This window comes from Nocardia sp. NPDC047654 (assembly GCF_043205035.1).
In the GTDB taxonomy this organism is placed as follows: Bacteria; Actinomycetota; Actinomycetes; order Mycobacteriales; family Mycobacteriaceae; genus Nocardia.
Genome location: NZ_JBIDDF010000004.1, coordinates 94691 through 109548 on the forward strand (window position 1 = coordinate 94691; position 14858 = coordinate 109548).

Consider the following 14858-nt stretch of genomic DNA (forward strand, 5'->3'; position numbering starts at 1 on the left):
AATCTCCTCCGTCTGGGCCACTTCGTGCGGTAGCTTCCCCGGAAGACGAGACCGGACCGGGAGGCTATCGTGCGGCGTGTCCCAGGCTTTTCGTTGCTGATCGTTCTGCTCACAGCGGTGTGCGCCACCGCGGGCGCGGCACACGCGCAGGAGCGATATCCGGTCGACTACAACTTCTTCGCGGGCATCCCCGCCGAGCTGTCCCACCCGGGCGGTTCGCTGCCCGGCACCAACGACTGGTCCTGCCGGCCCGACTCCGAGCATCCGAATCCCGTGGTTCTCGTGCACGGCACGGGTGGTGGCGCACAGACGAACTGGGGCGTGTACGCGCCGTTGCTGGCCAACGAGGGTTACTGCGTGTACTCGTCCACCTTCGGCGCCTACAACCTGCCGTGGCCCGCGTCGGCCATCGGCGGCATGCTTCCGATCGAGCAGAGCGCGGCCCAGCTCGCCGCGTTCGTGGACCGGGTACGGACCGCGACCGGCGCGGGCAAGGTCGACCTGATCGGCCATTCCCAGGGCAACTTCATCGGCAATTACTACGTCAAGCGGCTCGGCGGCGCGGGCAAAGTGGACAAGATGGTCGGGCTCGCCCCGCCCTGGCTCGGCTCCAACGCGGGCGGCATGGCGGACCTGAACGCGTTCGGCACCCGGCTCGGCCTCGGCCCGCTCTTCGACGCCGTGGCGGGCTCGCCGTGCATGGCCTGCCGTCAGGTGCTGCAAGGGTCGGAGTTCGTGCGCACGCTCAACGCGGACGGCGTCTACCACCCCGACGTGGCCTACACGAATATCGCGACCGTGCTGGACGAGCTGGTGGTGCCGTACACCTCCGGATTGGTGACCGGGCCCCGGGTGACGAACATCGTGGTTCAGGACGGGTGCTCGACGGACTACTCTGGTCATACGGGCATAGCGGGCAGCCCGAGGGCCGCGACCTACGTACTCAACGCGCTCGATCCCGCGCATCAACGCCCGGTGCCCTGCGGTGTCGTCGGCCCGTACACGGGGTAGGCAGCCGAGGTCCGACGTGTGCGGCGGAGGTCCGGTCGGCGAACGATTTGTTCGCTGAGGGCAAAACCTGGCCGGAACGAATCCCGCGGCGCCCACGTTGTGAGTGAATGACCGTGCTGTCGCCGGTCGGCAATAGGGTGGACCGGCGGCGGTGGCATCCCCCGCCAACTAGAGTGGAGGCGGGGGCCGCAACCCCCGGGCTTCATGGCAGGCTGACGCCCACGGTTGTTGTACACAGCACACTGCGGCGTCTGTTGCCAGAATGTCGGAGCAGGAGAGTGAGGGAGCGATGTTCGAGAGGTTCACCGACCGCGCGAGGCGTGTCGTTGTCCTGGCCCAGGAAGAGGCCCGGATGCTCAACCACAACTACATCGGCACCGAGCACATCCTGCTGGGGCTGATTCACGAGGGTGAGGGCGTCGCGGCCAAGTCGCTGGAGTCGCTCGGCATTTCGCTGGAAGGCGTGCGCAGCCAGGTGGAGGAGATCATCGGCCAGGGCCAGCAGGCCCCGTCCGGTCACATCCCGTTCACCCCGCGCGCCAAGAAGGTGCTGGAGCTGAGCCTTCGGGAAGCGCTGCAGCTCGGTCACAACTACATCGGCACCGAGCACATCCTGCTCGGCCTCATCCGTGAGGGCGAGGGCGTGGCGGCCCAGGTGCTGGTGAAGCTGGGCGCCGATCTCAATCGTGTGCGCCAGCAGGTCATCCAGTTGCTGTCCGGGTATCAGGGCAAGGAGCCGGTGGAGTCCGGTTCGCGCGGTGAGGCGGGCACCCCGTCCACCTCGCTGGTGCTCGACCAGTTCGGTCGCAACCTGACCCAGGCCGCGCTCGAAGGCAAGCTCGACCCGGTCATCGGCCGCTCGAAGGAGATCGAGCGCGTCATGCAGGTGCTCAGCCGCCGCACCAAGAACAACCCGGTGCTGATCGGCGAGCCGGGCGTCGGCAAGACCGCCGTCGTCGAGGGGCTCGCGCAGGCCATCGTCAACGGCGAGGTCCCCGAGACGCTCAAGGACAAGCAGCTCTACACCCTCGACCTGGGCTCCTTGGTCGCGGGCAGCCGCTACCGCGGTGACTTCGAAGAGCGCCTGAAGAAGGTGCTCAAGGAGATCAACACCCGCGGCGACATCATCCTGTTCATCGACGAGCTGCACACGCTGGTCGGTGCGGGCGCCGCCGAGGGTGCCATCGACGCGGCCTCGATCCTGAAGCCGAAGCTGGCTCGCGGCGAACTCCAGACCATCGGCGCGACCACCCTCGACGAGTACCGCAAGTACATCGAGAAGGACGCCGCCCTCGAGCGCCGGTTCCAGCCGGTGCAGGTGGGCGAGCCGACGGTCGAGCACACCATCAACATCCTCAAGGGTCTGCGCGACCGCTACGAGGCGCACCACCGCGTTTCCATCACCGATGGCGCGCTGGTGGCCGCCGCCACCCTGGCCGACCGCTACATCAACGACCGGTTCCTGCCGGACAAGGCGATCGACCTGATCGATGAGGCGGGCGCGCGGATGCGCATCCGTCGCATGACCGCTCCGCCGGACCTGCGCGAATTCGACGACAAGATCGCCGAGGCGCGCCGGGAGAAGGAGTCCGCGATCGATGCGCAGGACTTCGAGAAGGCCGCGCGGCTGCGCGACAAGGAGAAGCAGCTCGTCGCCAAGCGGGCCGAGCGGGAGAAGCAGTGGCGCTCGGGTGATCTGGACGTCGTGGCCGAGGTCGACGACGAGCAGATCGCCGAGGTGCTGGCGAACTGGACCGGTATCCCGGTGTTCAAGCTCACCGAGGAGGAGACCACCCGTCTGCTCCGCATGGAGGACGAGCTGCACAAGCGGATCATCGGCCAGGAGGACGCGGTCAAGGCGGTCTCCAAGGCCATCCGCCGCACCCGTGCCGGCCTGAAGGACCCGAAGCGTCCGTCCGGTTCGTTCATCTTCGCCGGTCCGTCCGGTGTCGGTAAGACCGAGCTGTCCAAGGCGCTGGCGAACTTCCTGTTCGGCGACGACGACGCGCTCATCCAGATCGACATGGGCGAGTTCCACGACCGCTTCACCGCCTCGCGGCTGTTCGGTGCCCCTCCGGGCTACGTCGGCTACGAGGAGGGCGGCCAGCTCACCGAGAAGGTGCGCCGCAAGCCGTTCTCGGTCGTGCTGTTCGACGAGATCGAGAAGGCCCACCAGGAGATCTACAACACCCTGTTGCAGGTTCTGGAAGACGGTCGCCTCACCGACGGCCAGGGCCGGACCGTGGACTTCAAGAACACGGTGCTGATCTTCACCTCGAACCTCGGCACGTCCGACATCTCGAAGGCGGTCGGCCTGGGCTTCACGCAGTCCAATGCCGAGGGCTCGAACTACGAGCGGATGAAGCTCAAGGTCAACGACGAGCTGAAGAAGCACTTCCGGCCCGAGTTCCTCAACCGCATCGACGACGTGATCGTCTTCCACCAGCTCACGACCGACCAGATCGTCGAGATGGTGGACCTGATGATCAACCGTGTCGCCACGCAGCTGAAGAACAAGGACATGGCGATCGAGCTCACCGAGAACGCCAAGAACCTGCTGGCCAAGCGTGGCTTCGACCCCGTGCTCGGTGCCCGGCCGCTGCGCCGCACCATTCAGCGCGAGATCGAGGACCAGCTGTCGGAGAAGATCCTCTTCGGCGAGATCGGCCCCGGTCAGACCATCTCGGTCGACGTCGAGGGCTGGAACGGCGAGGGCTCCGGCGAGGACGCCAAGTTCACCTTCTCCGGTAAGGCGAAGCTGACCAAGGCGCAGACCGAAGAGAAGCCGGAAGTCGTGCTGACCGGCGCGACCGAGAGCTCCACCGAGGCTGCCTCGGGCGAGTAAGTCGTAACCGAAAAGCCCGTGCCCACCGTATGGCGGTGGGCACGGGCTTTTTCGTATACCGGCGGTGTGGCGCCGGGTCAGGAACGCTGGTCGCCGAAATGGGCGAGGACGGGTGCGAAGTCGTCGGCGAGTTCGCCGGGCACGATCACCTCATCGATGCCGTACTTCTCCCTACGGCGCTCGAGCATCTCGGCGGCGGCCGACGGGTCCGCCGGGATCACGCCCGCCGCACCCGCGTCCGCGAGCGCCTCCGCGGTCAGGCCGAGCTTCTTCGAGGTCCAGCTCGGCAGCCGCTGACCGATGCCGACCAGCTGATGAGTGAAGCGCAGGGGGCGGTCGGCGCCGTCCCGCGCTGTGCGGACCAACTCGGCCAGTTCCGCCTCAGTGGCGGCGACCCCCGCGGCGAGCAGGATGCGGTCGGCGAATTCCGCCGCGGTCGCCAGCATCCGGGGGCCATTGGCGGCGATCACGACCGGCGGGGCCGGGGCCACCTGACCGCGTACGGCGGCGATGGTGGCGACCAGGTGGGCGCGGCGTTGCGCGGCCGAGCCCCAGGATGCCCCCAGCCACTGGGCCTCGGCGGCGGCGTCCGGGCGTCCCGAGCCGATCCCGAGTTCGAAACGTCCGTCCGACAGCAGTTGCAGGGTCGCGGTCTCCCTCGCGGTGGCTGCGGGGGAGCGCAGCGGTGCGGCCAGGACGTTCGGGCGCAGCCGAATGGTGGTGGTGACGGCAGCCGCCGCGGCGAGGGCCGGGAACGGCGAGGGGGTGAACCGGGTGTCGGGCAGCAGGAGGGTCCGGTAACCCTGCCGTTCGGCGGCGGCTGCCTCGCGTGCCCAGTCGGCTCCCGAACGCGGGGTGAGAACGATTCCGAAGGTCATGCTCATGGGTGGGATCTCCCGATCGTGGAAGTTGCCGCTCGCGCGGTGTCAGCGGTGGACAGCTGGTCGCTAGCGCTTGGCGCGCCGCGGTTCGCTCAGGACGGCGAGCCTGCTGCGGTACTGCTCCTCGGTGATCTCGCCGCGAGCGAACGCGGTGCGCAGCGCGCCGATACCGCTCGCACGGCCGATGAACCGCCGCCGGGCGAACACCAGCACCGCCACGACGGTCAGCCAGAACAGCAGCGGGAAGATCCAGAAGAACGGCCAGGGGTGCCATCCGCCGTCGTCGTGGTCGGCGAGGAAACTCACGGCCTCGGGGTGAGTGAAAATATTCATGCCGAAAGCCTGCGCCGAAGGGTATGGCGGGGGCATCGGTCGCGCGTCGTCACTCGAAATACGCCTGGATACGTACCCTCGGAGCCGCGGGTGATGGTCACGCAATAATTTACTAGTTATTTGCTGACTGTCATTCAGTCCGCAAAACATTGTTCGCTGAAAAATTGCCGTAGGTCGATTTCGGGCAGGGGCGATGTCTTGACAGGGCGTCGTGGTGCGACGCGACGATCGAGAAATTATTCGCTATGGCTACAAAAGGCCCGGCTCATACACCGGTAGCGGTACTAAGAATGCGCGGGGCCGGACGGATGCGGTGCTGCGATGCCCGGCGATAGCCAGGCACGGCGAGCAACCCGGAGACCGCGGTCAGTGCTGTCGACCGAGAGCGGCTCACTGCCAGCCGGGGCGGACGAGCCCGGATTCATACGCCATGACCACCAGCTGGGTGCGGTCCCTGGCGTGCAGTTTGGCGAGGATGCGGCTGACATGCGTGCGGGCGGTGGCGGGGCTCATGTAGAGGCGTTCGCCGATTTCGGCATTGGTGAGGCCCTCGGCGACCAGGGTCATCACTTCGCGTTCCCGGTCGGTGAGTTCGGCGAGGGTCGCCGGTGGCGGCGTCTTGGCACGCACGGAGAATTCCGCGATCAGTGTGCGGGTGACGCCGGGGGACAGCAGTGCGTCACCCGTGGCGACCACGCGGACGGCACGAACCAGATCGGCCGGTTCGGTGTGCTTGACCAGAAAGCCGGTCGCGCCGGAGCGCAGAGCCTCGAAGACGTACTCGTCGAGCTCGAAGGTGGTCAGCACGACGACTCGCACTTCGGCCAGTCGCGGATCCTCCGCGATCATGCGGGTGGCGGCCAAGCCGTCCAGAATGGGCATGCGGATGTCCATCAGGACCACGTCGGGGCGCAGGCCGCGGGTCATGCGCACGGCCTGCTCGCCGTTGTCCGCCTCGCCCACCACTTCGATGCCGTCCTGGGCGTCCAGCAACGCGACGAAACCCCCGCGCACCAGTGCCTGGTCGTCGGCCACCAGCACTCGGATGCCGCCGGACGGTGCGCCCGCGCGGGCTGGATCGTGGTGCTCGTGCATCGCGTGTCCTCTGCCGTGGGGCCGCGTGGTCCCGTCAGCGCTGCCCGCGACCGGCCGAGGTGCTCGGTCGGGCGGCCGCATCGGCGGGGCGGCCGGGCTCAGCGGGTGACTCGGTCTCGCTCGAGCGGGCGGCACTCGCGGTGCCCGTGGCCGTTGATTCCACTGCCCCGGTACTCGTCGGCGACGTGCCCGACCCCACCGCACTCTGCTCCGGCGCACCCGTTGCCGTGGCGTCCGGCGCCGGTCCTCGGCCGGTCGAGGCGCTGCCCGTCGGCCTGCTCGCTGTCGCGGCGCCCTGTTCCGACGCGCTCGATGCCGTGCTGTCCTGCGTCGGACTTCTCCTTGTCGAGGCACTATGCGTCGACTTGCTGGTCGCATCGGTGCCGTGTTCCGGCGTGCTGCTGCTCCGCGCCGATCCGCTCGCCGCCGTGGCGCTGGGTACGGACGTGCTCGATGCGCGAGGGCCGTGCTCCGGCGCGTCCGAGGCCATGCCGCTCCGCGACGGTTTTCTCGCTGTCGAGGTGGGGTAGGGCGATGTGCTCCCAGTAGCCGGGTCCTGTTCCGGCGCCGCTGCCGGCGTCGTGCGACGGGCCTGGGTTGCCGGTGCCGTCGAGCCGGCCTGCGCACCGGGTTCGGGCGCACGCGTGGGTAACCGGGCCGCGACCCGGAAACCGCCGCTGGGGCGTGGACCGGCGGTGAGAGCGCCGCCGAGTGCGTGGGTGCGCTCGCGCATGCCGATGATGCCGTTGCCGCCGCCGGTGCCGGAACGGGCGGGGGCACTGGTGGGGCGGGTGTTGTCGACGGTGATGTCGACCGAGTCCGGGGTGTAGCGCACGGTCACCGTGGCGTCGGCGCCCGGGGCGTGCCGGAGGACGTTGGTCAGGGACTCCTGGACGATCCGCGCCGCCGCCACGTCGATCACGCTGGGCAGCTGCTGCGGGGTGCCGAGCACTCGGGTGCCGACCTGCAGACCGGTGGTGCGCGGACGCAGCAGCAGATCGTCCAGGTCGCTGATGCTCGGAGCGGGCGCACGAGGTGCGGGAGGCGGCTCGATCGCTGTCGCCGAAGCCTGCTCGAGGTCGTCGTCGTGAGCCGAATCCTGCTCTGCCGAAGCCGAATTGCGGTCTTTACGGGCGGAGCGGCGAGGCCGTCGGCGACTGGTCTCCTCCGCGTCGGCCGTGGACGGTTGCTCGTCGGGCGCGGCGGTGGCGGTTCCGGAGCGGATCGTGTGCAGGAGCGCGTGCACCTCGGCGAGTGCGTCGCGACTGGCGTTCTTGATCGCCGTGAGCGCTGTTTCCGCCTGCTCCGGACGTTTGTCGAGCAATTCCAGCGCCACCGAGGACTGCACGTTGATCATCGACAGACTGTGCGCCAGCACGTCGTGCAACTCGCGCGCGATGGCGAGGCGCTCCTCGCTGGCGCGCCGCTCGCGCTGCGCTTCCTCGTCCCGGCGCGCTGACTCGGCGCGCTGCCTGCGGGCGACGAGGACGGCCTTGCGCTGCCGGATTCCCTCGGCCACCAGCAGCAGTATCGCCAGCCACGCCATCAGCGCGAAGACCTGCCACAGGTTGGCGGGGTGACCCAGCTGCGCGGGCAGCGGCCAGACCAGCGCCAGATACCCGAGCGGGACGAGTGGGTAAGTCCACCACCGTGATCCGCTGCTCGCGGCGGTCAAGAAGGCGACGACCAGCGACACGAAGATCGGCCCGTACCCGTAGCCGCGCAGGAAATAGGCGAGACACACGGCGAGGACGACGATCAGCACGGGCAGCGGCTGCGCCCGGCGCCGGATCAGCGCCGCGGGCCCGGCCAGCAGCAGCAGGTAACCGAGCACGTCGAGAGAGTGCACCCCGGTCTGCCGCATGTTCGCGAAGGTGCCCCCGACCACCTGAACCGCGGCCACGACGAGCGCGACTCCCCAGTCCAAGCCGACCGAGCTTCGATCCGTAATCCCTGCCACCCGCACCCACGTAGCCTATGCGGCTCGGTCACGATTCGACGTCCGCCTGGCAACGTATTTCGGGAGAATTGCACCGATTCGGCGATTCGGCGCAGGTTCGGTCCTCGGCGAAAGTCCCGGCGCGCCCGCTGCCCGCGCCGGTCCGGCACGCGATCCGACACGGCTGTAACGCTGGCTCGTGGCTCGTGGCTCGTGGCTCGTGGCTCGTGGCTCGTGGCTCGTGGCTCGTGGCTCGTGGCTCGTGGCTGGGGGCTGGGGGCTGGGGGCTCGGGAGTGATGGGAAGTGAGCCGTGGCCGGGGAAACGTAAGCCGTGCGTGGTGGGCCACCGAGTGGGAGCGGTGCGGCGTGGGCCATGAGTGAGCGGTGAGGCGCAGAACCGTGAGCGGGTCGGCCGTCGTCCTGGTTACGTATGCCGAACATCGCCCGGCGGCGGATGTCCGCACCGGGGGCGGCGGCGGATTCTCGGTGCATGACAGATTCGATCGTGGTCACGCGAGGGCTGACCAAACGCTACGGGGAGCACACCGCTGTCGACGATGTGAGCATGACCGTCGTGTCCGGCGAGATCTACGGCTTTCTCGGCCCGAACGGCGCGGGTAAGACCACCACCCTGCGCATGCTGGCCGGGCTGATCCGTCCCAGCGAGGGCACGGCCACCGTCGCGGGGCATCGTCCCGGCGATCCAGCGGTGGTCCGCCGGGTCGGCGTGCTCATCGAAGGTCCCGGCTTCTACCCCTACCTCTCCGGCCGGGACAACCTGCGCGTGCTCGCCGAGTATCGCGGGCTCGGCCGGCCGGAGGTCGACGGCGCGCTCGAACGAGTCGGGTTGGCGGGCCGCGCCGAGGACAAGTACCGCACCTACTCGCTCGGCATGAAACAGCGCCTCGGTGTGGGCGCAGCCTTGCTCGGCAGCCCCGACCTGCTCGTTCTGGACGAGCCGACCAATGGCCTCGACCCCGCCGGGATGGCCGAGATGCGGGAGCTGATCACCGCTTTGGCCGCCGAGGGGCACACGGTACTGCTGTCGAGCCACATGCTCAGTGAAGTCCAGGCGATTTGCGACCGGGTCGGCGTGATCTCGCAGGGCAGGCTGCTCACCGAAGCGACGGTCGCGCAGTTGCGCGGAGGTTCGGCCCTGGTGGTGCGGGCCGACCCGGTCGAGGTGGCCCTGCCCGCGGTGCGACGGCTGGTGGGCGAACATTCGGCGATGTTGACCGCGAGCGGTATCCGGATCGAGTCGGACACCGTCACCGCGCCCGCCGTGGCGCGTGCGGTCGTGGCGTCGGGAGCGGACCTGCTCGAGCTGCGGGTCGAAGAGAAGTCCCTGGAGGAAGTGTTCTTCGAGATGACGCGATGGGAGGCAGCGCGATGAACGGCATGGCGATCCGCGATTCGGTCGCGAGTACGAAGGCCGAAATGCTGAGACTGCGGAAGTGGCCCGCGTTCTGGATCCTTCTCGGCACGTGGCTTCTGCTGAATCTCACGTTCGCCTATCTGTTCAACTATCTGGCCTACAACTCGGGGGAATCGAGCCGGATGTCCAACGGACTGCCCCGCGAGGCGTTGTTGCGACAGATGTTGCCGACCGCGGTGCCCGAAGTGTTCACCCAAGGGATGGCCATGTTCGGCGGCGCGCTGATGCTCATCCTCGGCGCCCTGGCCGTCGGCAGCGGATACGGCTGGGGGACCTGGAAGACCGTATTCACCCAGGGGCCTTCGCGGGTGCAGGCGGTCGCCGCCGTGGTGGTGAGTCTCGCCGGCGTGGTGGTGGCGTTGGTGTGCACGGCGTTCGTGATCGACCTCTCCGTCGCCGCGCTGATCGCGGCTTTCCAGTCGCAGTCGCTCGCGCTGCCGGGATTGGGCCGGTCGATGCTCGGAATCCTCACCGGCGTCGTGATTCTCGGTATGTGGACGCTGGCGGGCGTGCTGATCGGTGCGGTCGCCCGTGGGCCCGCGCTCGCGGTGGGGCTCGGCTTGGTCTGGGTGCTGGTGGTGGAGAACCTGTTGCGCGGCGTCGCCGCGATCTTCGCGCCGATCGAGGTGATCACCGATCATCTGCCCGGCACCGCCGCGGGATCGCTGGCGGGGGCGATGCGCACCGTGGACGGGCCCGCCACGCCCGGTGTGTCGCAGGTGCTTTCGCGGACCGAATCGGTGGTCGTGCTGGTCGTCTACGTGGTGCTGTTCGCGGCCTGCACGATCTGGCTGATGCGCAAACGCGATCTGGTGTGAGTTACCGGAGGGGCGAAACCGCTGGTGGGCGCCGTCCACCGGCGGTTTCCGCCGGCGGCAAGCTCACCCGGCCCCCAGAACGGTTTCCGCGATCACCCGAAGCGCGCCGGTGATCTGTTCGGAAGTCAAGCCGCGCTCGCGCTGCTGCCGATAGACCTCGGCGGCCAAGGGCGCGAGGAGCGGGTCGACCATCGCGTCCGGCTCGCGAATCCCCGCCGCCGACAACAGGGCTCGCACGTGTGCGTACCAGAATCCGTAAGCCCCGGTGGCGAAGCGCGCTCCGCCGATCTCGGCGCCGAGCACGAGATGCGCGTGCGCGTCCAGCAATTCGACCATCGCGGCGTAGAACGCGGCCAGCCGCTGCGCCGCGGGAGCTCCGGGGCCGAGCGGCGGCGGACCGGAGAGCAGTTTCGCTTGCAGTGCCCGCTCGTGTTCGTCCAGCAGGGCCACCGCGATCGAGTTGGTGTCCGGATAACGCCGATACAGGGTGCCTCGGCCGACACCTGCGGCCTTCGCGATGTCGTCCATCGTGACCGTGCGGGGGTCGCGGGTGGCGAACAATTCCGCGGCGGCGCCGAGCACTTTGGCCCGGTTGCGAGCAGCGTCCGCTCGTTCCGGCGCCGCCGACCGGCCCGGCACGGCACCGGCGAGCAGGTCGGATCGGGGTTCCATGCCGCGACTCTAGCCGATTCGGCAACAACTGGACAATCTGTCCGGATCGCTCGTATGGTGGAGACCTACAGATTCGGACATTATGTCCACTTATTCGGAGGTCGGATCATGAGCACGCTGTTGCACCTCGACGCCAGCGCCAGGCGGCAGTCGATCAGCCGGGAGCTGAGCGCGGCCTTCGCCGACGCGTGGCGCGCACGCCATCCGGACGGTGGCTACCACTACCGCGACCTCGCGGCCGAGCCGGTGCCGTTCATCGGGGCGGCTTGGACCGAGCTGTGCGACGCCGTGCTTGCCCTGCCGAGCACGGACCCGGAGAGGCTCGGTGAATTGGCGCGGACTCCGGAGCAGGCCACCGCGTGGAAGATCATCGAGCCGCTGCTGGCCGAATTGCTCGCGGCGGACGTGATCCTGATCGGCACCCCGATGTACAACTACTCGATCCCGGCTTCGCTCAAAGCATGGCTGGACCAGGTGACCTTTCCGCGAATGTCACTGGGGCACCGGAGGTTCGTCGTGGCCAGCGCCCGCGGCGGCGCTTACTCGCCGGGCGCTCCGAAAGCGGCCTACGACTATCAGGAGCGCTTCCTGCGCGACTTCTTCGCGGGTCATTTCGGCGTGTCCGACACGGTGTTCGTGCATGCGGAATTAGCCAATTCCCGCCAAGACCCGGCTTTGGCACACAGGCGCGCCGAGCACGACACGTCCTACGCCCGCGCTGTGGCCGCCGTCCGCGCGCTGGCCGGGGAGTACTGAGGTGAACTGGGTAGTTCTCGCCGTCGCCGGGGTGGTGGAGATCGTCTGGTCGCAGAGCATCAAACCGACCGAGAATTTCACCAGACTCGTTCCGACACTGGTCTGCGTCGTTCTCGGTGTCACGGCCGTGTACCTGCTGTCGCGTGCCATGCAGACGTTGCCGGTCGGCACCGCATACGCGGTGTTCACCGGCATCGGCGCGCTCGGCGCGATCACCCTCGGCATCGTCGTCCACAAGGACCCGCTCAGCGCGGGCCGGCTCCTGGCGCTCGCGTTGATCCTCGGCGGCATCGTGCTGGCCAGAGTCACGAATCCGGAATGAGGACACGTCGTCGACGGCCCGGAATCGCCTGAGCGTCCGCGGTTTTACCGGCAGGGAGTGAGCGGTGCGCCGCGGCGAACGCGATCGGCGAACCGGTGGGCCGAGGCGTGTCCGCCGGGGTAGGTTTCGTGCTGAATCGTCAAACGATCATCGGCGAAAGGACCGTGATGCCCACACGTACCGCGCGTACCGCCTGGACCGGCACCCTTCAGGAGGGTTCGGGACAGGTCGAACTGGCCAGTTCAGGGGTCGGTAAGTACGACGTGTCGTTCCCCAAGCGTTCCGCCGAGGAGGCCGACGGCACCACCAGTCCGGAGGAACTGATCGCGGCCGCGCACTCCTCCTGCTACGCGATGGCGCTGTCGGCACAGATCGGCAACGCGGGCGGTACCCCGGAGAACCTGGACGTCACCGCCGACGTGACCCTCGGCCCCGACCCGGCGGGCGGCTTCCGGATCACCGGGATCGCGCTGACCGTCCGCGGTCGCGTCTCGGGCATCGACGCCGACGCCTTCCAGGCCGCCGCCGAGGCCGCCAAGGCAGGCTGCCCCGTCAGCAAGGCTCTGGCCGGCGTCGACCACATCACCCTGGACGCGGCTCTCGCCTAGTGCCACCGCTTCGTGCCCCGCACCCTCGACGGAGGCGGGGCGCGAAGCGCGCGTGTCAGCGCTTGCGAAAGTAGTGGCGGGCGGGGCGGGTGTAGAGCGCGGGGACGGCGACCAGCACGGCGAAGACGTGGACGGTGCGGAGGGCGGCCAGCAGCAGGGATGCGGGACCGGCGTCCCGGAAGAGGTCGCGCAGTTCGTTCGCCGACATGGCCGCGGCGAGCGGCTCGATGATCAGTGACAACAGGCCGAACCCGCCGATGCCGACGGTGATCAGCAGGCGGGCCCAGCGGTCGCCGTAGGTCATGCGCACCGCGACGGCCAGCACCAGAACGTAGATCGCCGTGCGCACCCCCAACCCGGTGGCCGAGCTCGCCGTGTCGGTTCCGGGGAAAGCCAGGGCGGCCCGCGCGATGGCCTCGGTGGCGCCCGCGAGCACAGCGACGCTCAGAGCGACGAACGCGACGCGGACGGCGCGCGGCGGTCCAGCGGAATGGACGCGCGGCGATACGGGCCAGACGGAAAAGGCAGTGCCGGTCATGGGACCGACACTGCCTCAGTGCTTCCGGACGCGAATCACCCCGCGGTAGCGGCGGCCACCGGTACCGGAGTATCGGTGCGGGTCGCGAACTCGGTGAGCGCCGCGAAGCCGAGGCCGAGACAGGCCCACAGGGTCGCGGTCTCGGCCAGCGACGCCACCCGGAACTGCCACAGCAGGGTGGCCGGGAAGTCCGCGCTCACCTCGTTCACGCCGGGCAGCAGGACGTAACCGAGCGCCGTCACCAGGACGAACGCCGCGACACCGGCGATCAGGCGGAACGTGGGAAGTTGCGCGCGCAGCGCGGTGAACGCCGCGACCGCCGCGCCGACGGCCACGAGGCCCAGCACGACCGCGGCCAGCCACAGCAGGGTGCGCTCGTTGATGGTGTCCGGATCACCCACCGCCGGTGGATTCGCCGGATATTTGAAGAACGGCACCGCGACGATCGCGGCCCAGCCCGCGACGCCGAGCGCCAGGGCGAGCCGTGGGCCGGACAATGCGGTGTGGCGCCGCGCGTAATGCGCGACCGAGGCGTAGATGGCGCCGAGCGCGAGCCCGGCCAACCCGAGGGCGAGGAACTGTCCGAACTTCTGGCCGCCGCGGCTCACCAGCGGTTCTTCCTCGTCACCGTGGGAATGCCCTGCTGTCGATTCCGCGTGCTCGCCATGGGTGTGCCCGGCGGCGGACCCCGCTTCCTCGATCGCGATGGCGGCGTCCACCTTCGGTTCGCCGACGAAGTAACCGACTGTCGCGGCCAGCAGACCGGCGATGAGGCCGGCCAGCAGGCCGCGAAGCAGCAGTGTTCGGAGCGAACCGATCAATGGCACGGGAGCCCCAGCAGGTGGCGTCCGTCGTGCATCAGCTCATGCAGATACATCCCGCTGCGCGAGATGACACCCTGGTCGAAGCCGACCAGGTAGAGCGTGAGCAATGCGAGAAGAACGACACCGACCGTGACGAGCACGGCGGCCAGGGAATCGGTTGCCCGGCTGGGTGTATGCGCGATGGCCATTCGAGTCCTCCTTGGGATACGCGTCCCGTCGGGTGGTGGCGCGACGGTGCCGGTGTCTGGCTTTCCGGCACCGGACTCGGTGCGTGGAACACAGTGGCGCGACCGCTCCGGAATCTCACCGGAATTACCGCGTCACCCTCGCGTTTGTCCTTCGAACTGTGACACCCGCACACCCCCCGCGTCAACCAGGTCCGGCACGGGCGTACCACGGCGTCGGGCGAGTCGCCGGGCAGGCGGACCTGCCCGGCGTCGGATGTCGGTCTCAGTTCGCGGGCTTGGCCTCGACGTCGAGCACGACCTCGAACTCGAGCAGGGACGCGCCCGTCGAGACCGGCTTCTGACGCTCGCCCGCGTGCGCCTCGCGTGCCGGACCGTCCCGCCAGGCCGCGAAGGACTCTTCCGAATCCCACTGGGTGACAACGAAATACCGCTTCTCACCGGCGACGGGGCGGAGCAGTTGGAAGCCGAGGAAGCCGGGGGAACCCTCGACCGCGTGCGCACGGTGGGCGAACCGCTTCTCCAATTCGGGGCCCGCGCCCTCGGGAACCTCGATCGCGTTGATCTTCACAACAGCCATGCGTCCAAGCTAGCG

General features: G+C 68.9%; 16 protein-coding genes and 1 riboswitch. Of the genes, 7 read left to right on the plus strand and 9 right to left on the minus strand.

Going from position 1 to position 14858, the window contains the following annotated elements:
* The first annotated feature begins 69 nt into the window (after positions 1-69).
* Both ACGF7Y_RS16070 and ACGF7Y_RS16075 read left to right on the plus strand, forming a co-directional pair.
* The gene (locus ACGF7Y_RS16070) at positions 70-1011 is read left to right on the plus strand and encodes an esterase/lipase family protein (protein ID WP_393234211.1); all 942 of its coding nucleotides are present in this window, start codon (positions 70-72) and stop codon (positions 1009-1011) included.
* A gap of 289 nt (positions 1012-1300) precedes the next feature.
* A complete protein-coding gene (locus ACGF7Y_RS16075; RefSeq protein WP_393234213.1) occupies positions 1301-3856 on the plus strand; it encodes an ATP-dependent Clp protease ATP-binding subunit in 2556 nt (851 codons plus the stop codon).
* Between the two features lie 77 nt (positions 3857-3933).
* Here ACGF7Y_RS16075 and ACGF7Y_RS16080 read toward each other — a convergent pair whose 3' ends face one another.
* The 4 genes from ACGF7Y_RS16080 to ACGF7Y_RS16095 all read right to left on the minus strand — a co-directional run bounded on the left by ACGF7Y_RS16080 (position 3934) and on the right by ACGF7Y_RS16095 (position 8125).
* Complete coding sequence (locus tag ACGF7Y_RS16080) at positions 3934-4740, minus strand: LLM class flavin-dependent oxidoreductase (RefSeq protein WP_393234216.1); 807 nt, start codon at positions 4738-4740, stop codon at positions 3934-3936.
* 63 nt (positions 4741-4803) lie between these two features.
* On the minus strand, positions 4804-5070 hold the full coding sequence (locus ACGF7Y_RS16085) for a hypothetical protein (RefSeq protein ID WP_393234218.1): 267 nt from the start codon (positions 5068-5070) through the stop codon (positions 4804-4806).
* Positions 5071-5460: 390 nt separating this feature from the next.
* Positions 5461-6165, minus strand: a complete 705-nt coding sequence (locus tag ACGF7Y_RS16090) for a response regulator (protein WP_393234220.1) — start codon at positions 6163-6165, stop codon at positions 5461-5463.
* Between the two features lie 34 nt (positions 6166-6199).
* Positions 6200-8125 carry a histidine kinase gene (locus ACGF7Y_RS16095; protein ID WP_393234223.1) on the minus strand — a complete coding sequence of 642 codons (1926 nt, stop codon included), beginning with the start codon at positions 8123-8125 and terminating at the stop codon, positions 6200-6202.
* Between the two features lie 470 nt (positions 8126-8595).
* Between ACGF7Y_RS16095 and ACGF7Y_RS16100 the strand changes: the two genes are divergently transcribed.
* Both ACGF7Y_RS16100 and ACGF7Y_RS16105 read left to right on the plus strand, forming a co-directional pair.
* Entirely contained in the window at positions 8596-9498 is a 903-nt protein-coding gene (locus tag ACGF7Y_RS16100) for an ABC transporter ATP-binding protein (RefSeq protein ID WP_393234226.1), read from the plus strand.
* Positions 9499-9542: 44 nt separating this feature from the next.
* Positions 9543-10358: an ABC transporter permease gene (locus ACGF7Y_RS16105; protein ID WP_393234229.1), complete on the plus strand. Its 816-nt coding sequence runs from the start codon at positions 9543-9545 to the stop codon at positions 10356-10358.
* A gap of 63 nt (positions 10359-10421) precedes the next feature.
* Here the strand turns inward: ACGF7Y_RS16105 and ACGF7Y_RS16110 are convergent, their stop codons facing one another.
* Positions 10422-11030 carry a TetR/AcrR family transcriptional regulator gene (locus ACGF7Y_RS16110; protein WP_393234232.1) on the minus strand — a complete coding sequence of 203 codons (609 nt, stop codon included), beginning with the start codon at positions 11028-11030 and terminating at the stop codon, positions 10422-10424.
* Between the two features lie 108 nt (positions 11031-11138).
* On the opposite strand from ACGF7Y_RS16110, the gene ACGF7Y_RS16115 reads away from it, so the two are divergent.
* The 3 genes from ACGF7Y_RS16115 to ACGF7Y_RS16125 all read left to right on the plus strand — a co-directional run bounded on the left by ACGF7Y_RS16115 (position 11139) and on the right by ACGF7Y_RS16125 (position 12716).
* Entirely contained in the window at positions 11139-11786 is a 648-nt protein-coding gene (locus ACGF7Y_RS16115; RefSeq protein WP_393234234.1) for an FMN-dependent NADH-azoreductase, read from the plus strand.
* A 1-nt stretch (position 11787) separates the two neighbouring features.
* Positions 11788-12108 carry a DMT family transporter gene (locus tag ACGF7Y_RS16120; RefSeq protein WP_393234236.1) on the plus strand — a complete coding sequence of 107 codons (321 nt, stop codon included), beginning with the start codon at positions 11788-11790 and terminating at the stop codon, positions 12106-12108.
* 167 nt (positions 12109-12275) lie between these two features.
* On the plus strand, positions 12276-12716 hold the full coding sequence (locus tag ACGF7Y_RS16125) for an OsmC family peroxiredoxin (protein ID WP_040864676.1): 441 nt from the start codon (positions 12276-12278) through the stop codon (positions 12714-12716).
* 55 nt (positions 12717-12771) lie between these two features.
* On the opposite strand, the gene ACGF7Y_RS16130 is transcribed toward ACGF7Y_RS16125, so the two are convergent.
* The 4 genes from ACGF7Y_RS16130 to mhuD all read right to left on the minus strand — a co-directional run bounded on the left by ACGF7Y_RS16130 (position 12772) and on the right by mhuD (position 14843).
* Complete coding sequence (locus ACGF7Y_RS16130; protein ID WP_393234239.1) at positions 12772-13254, minus strand: hypothetical protein; 483 nt, start codon at positions 13252-13254, stop codon at positions 12772-12774.
* A gap of 35 nt (positions 13255-13289) precedes the next feature.
* Positions 13290-14081 carry a CbtA family protein gene (locus ACGF7Y_RS16135; RefSeq protein WP_393234242.1) on the minus strand — a complete coding sequence of 264 codons (792 nt, stop codon included), beginning with the start codon at positions 14079-14081 and terminating at the stop codon, positions 13290-13292.
* Entirely contained in the window at positions 14072-14266 is a 195-nt protein-coding gene (locus tag ACGF7Y_RS16140; RefSeq protein WP_040864549.1) for a CbtB-domain containing protein, read from the minus strand. Before ACGF7Y_RS16140 ends, ACGF7Y_RS16135 begins: the two co-directional genes overlap by 10 nt.
* Positions 14267-14295: 29 nt before the next feature.
* A riboswitch (cobalamin riboswitch) is annotated at positions 14296-14448 on the minus strand.
* 80 nt (positions 14449-14528) lie between these two features.
* Entirely contained in the window at positions 14529-14843 is a 315-nt protein-coding gene (gene mhuD, locus ACGF7Y_RS16145) for a mycobilin-forming heme oxygenase MhuD (protein ID WP_040864550.1), read from the minus strand.
* Between the last annotated feature and the right edge of the window lie 15 nt (positions 14844-14858).

Bases quoted from the DNA above. Each gene is read 5' to 3' on its own strand.
- ACGF7Y_RS16075 (WP_393234213.1), top strand. From the start codon at position 1,301: ATGTTCGAGAGGTTCACCGACCGCGCGAGGCGTGTCGTTGTCCTGGCC.
- ACGF7Y_RS16080 (WP_393234216.1), bottom strand. From the start codon at position 4,740: ATGAGCATGACCTTCGGAATCGTTCTCACCCCGCGTTCGGGAGCCGAC.
- ACGF7Y_RS16085 (WP_393234218.1), bottom strand. From the start codon at position 5,070: ATGAATATTTTCACTCACCCCGAGGCCGTGAGTTTCCTCGCCGACCAC.
- ACGF7Y_RS16090 (WP_393234220.1), bottom strand. From the start codon at position 6,165: ATGCACGAGCACCACGATCCAGCCCGCGCGGGCGCACCGTCCGGCGGC.
- ACGF7Y_RS16100 (WP_393234226.1), top strand. From the start codon at position 8,596: ATGACAGATTCGATCGTGGTCACGCGAGGGCTGACCAAACGCTACGGG.
- ACGF7Y_RS16105 (WP_393234229.1), top strand. From the start codon at position 9,543: ATGCTGAGACTGCGGAAGTGGCCCGCGTTCTGGATCCTTCTCGGCACG.
- ACGF7Y_RS16110 (WP_393234232.1), bottom strand. From the start codon at position 11,030: ATGGAACCCCGATCCGACCTGCTCGCCGGTGCCGTGCCGGGCCGGTCG.
- ACGF7Y_RS16115 (WP_393234234.1), top strand. From the start codon at position 11,139: ATGAGCACGCTGTTGCACCTCGACGCCAGCGCCAGGCGGCAGTCGATC.
- ACGF7Y_RS16125 (WP_040864676.1), top strand. From the start codon at position 12,276: ATGCCCACACGTACCGCGCGTACCGCCTGGACCGGCACCCTTCAGGAG.
- ACGF7Y_RS16130 (WP_393234239.1), bottom strand. From the start codon at position 13,254: ATGACCGGCACTGCCTTTTCCGTCTGGCCCGTATCGCCGCGCGTCCAT.
- ACGF7Y_RS16140 (WP_040864549.1), bottom strand. From the start codon at position 14,266: ATGGCCATCGCGCATACACCCAGCCGGGCAACCGATTCCCTGGCCGCC.
- mhuD (WP_040864550.1), bottom strand. From the start codon at position 14,843: ATGGCTGTTGTGAAGATCAACGCGATCGAGGTTCCCGAGGGCGCGGGC.